The sequence below is a fragment of the Streptomyces sp. NPDC051664 genome (assembly GCF_044453545.1).
Classification (GTDB): Bacteria; Actinomycetota; Actinomycetes; order Streptomycetales; family Streptomycetaceae; genus Streptomyces.
In genome coordinates this window covers 1-1284 of sequence record NZ_JBITCU010000132.1, presented here as the reverse complement: position 1 = coordinate 1284, position 1284 = coordinate 1, and the positions used below count along the sequence as shown (strand labels likewise).

At 67.1% G+C, this 1284-nt stretch carries 2 protein-coding genes; both read right to left on the bottom strand.

Features of this window, described 5'->3' with window-relative positions; all coding sequences use genetic code 11:
* Positions 1-40: 40 nt before the first annotated feature.
* Positions 41-913 (bottom strand): IS3 family transposase, encoded by an 873-nt coding sequence (locus ACIA8E_RS41995; RefSeq protein ID WP_399307393.1) that lies wholly within the window; start codon positions 911-913, stop codon positions 41-43.
* Complete coding sequence (locus ACIA8E_RS41990; RefSeq protein ID WP_399307391.1) at positions 910-1221, bottom strand: transposase; 312 nt, start codon at positions 1219-1221, stop codon at positions 910-912. The genes ACIA8E_RS41995 and ACIA8E_RS41990 overlap by 4 nt, the downstream gene beginning before the upstream one ends.
* Between the last annotated feature and the right edge of the window lie 63 nt (positions 1222-1284).

Here is a 1284-nt window from a genome sequence, read left to right as displayed (position 1 = left end):
TGAGCTTGTTCCGCTTTGACGGACACCATTGGTGTGGTGGTCAGGCTGCGAGTGCGGTCTCGTACTCGGCGGGGCTGAGGTAGCCGAGGCTGCTGTGCAGTCGGTGCGAGTTGTACCAGCCCTCGATGAAATCGAAGATCGCGGTGCGGGCGGCGGCCCGGCTGGGCCAGGCGGAAGTGCCGAGCAGTTCGCGTTTGATGGTTGAGAAGAAGGACTCGGCGAGCGCGTTGTCCCAGCACTGACCGGTGCGGCCGACCGACAGCCGGACCCCGAACTCGGCGGCCAGGGAAGCGAATTGCTGACTGGTGTACTGGCACCCGCGATCCGAATGGAAGATCACGGGATGGGTGGGGCGACGCTGTCGGCAGGCGACTGTCAGTGCGTCGGCCACCAGCTCGGTACGCAGGTGATCGGCGGTTGCCCAGCCGACCACGCGCCGGGAGGCGATGTCGATGACCGTGGCCAGATAGAGCCAGCCCTCCTCGGTCGGGACATACGTGATGTCACCGCACCAGCGGGCATCGAGCCCGGTGCGGTCGGGCTGGAAGTCCCGGACGATGAGGTCAGGACGGAAAGCAGCCCCGGGATCGGCGACCGTGGTTACATGCCGTCGCCTGCGGTGTCGGCCCTGTAGTCCAGCGGCCCGCATCAGTCGTGCTACACGACGCCGGCCACACCCGGCACCCTCGCGCTTGAGCACGGCATGTACGCGCGGGGCCCCGTAGGTTCCGCGCGACTTCGCATGGGCCTCGAGAATCCGCTCGGTCAGCTCGGCATCCCGCACCGCGCGGGGTCCGGGCAGGCCGGAGCGACGGGCATAGAAGGCGGTCCGGGAGACCTTCATCAGCTCACACGCCCGTTTGACGCTGTGACCTGCCCGCTTCTCCGCCTCGATGAACGGGTGCACCGTCACCGGGTCTCCTTCGCGAAGAAAGCTGTGGCCCGCTTGAGGACGTCGACATCCTCGCGCAGCCGGCGGTTCTCCCGCCGCAACACGGCCAGTTCCTCGCGCTCACTGCTGGTCAGCCCGCTTCGCTCGCCCGCGTCGACCTCGGCCTGCTTGACCCAGTCCCGCACCGCGGTCTCGGTCAGTTCGAAGTCTTTGGCGACCTGCCCGACCGAGCGGTCACCCCGTCGGCACAGACCGACGATCTCGGCCTTGAACTCCGGCGTGAACGAACGGCGAGGGCGGCGAGGTTTCTTCTTCCCCATGCTCTCCATGATGGACATCCTCCCGGGGCTGAGCCCCTGATCTCGAATGTCCGTCAAAGCGGATCAAGCCCA

Excerpts from the sequence above, each read along its gene's own strand:
- ACIA8E_RS41990 (WP_399307391.1), bottom strand. The coding sequence starts at position 1,221 with ATGGAGAGCATGGGGAAGAAGAAACCTCGCCGCCCTCGCCGTTCGTTC.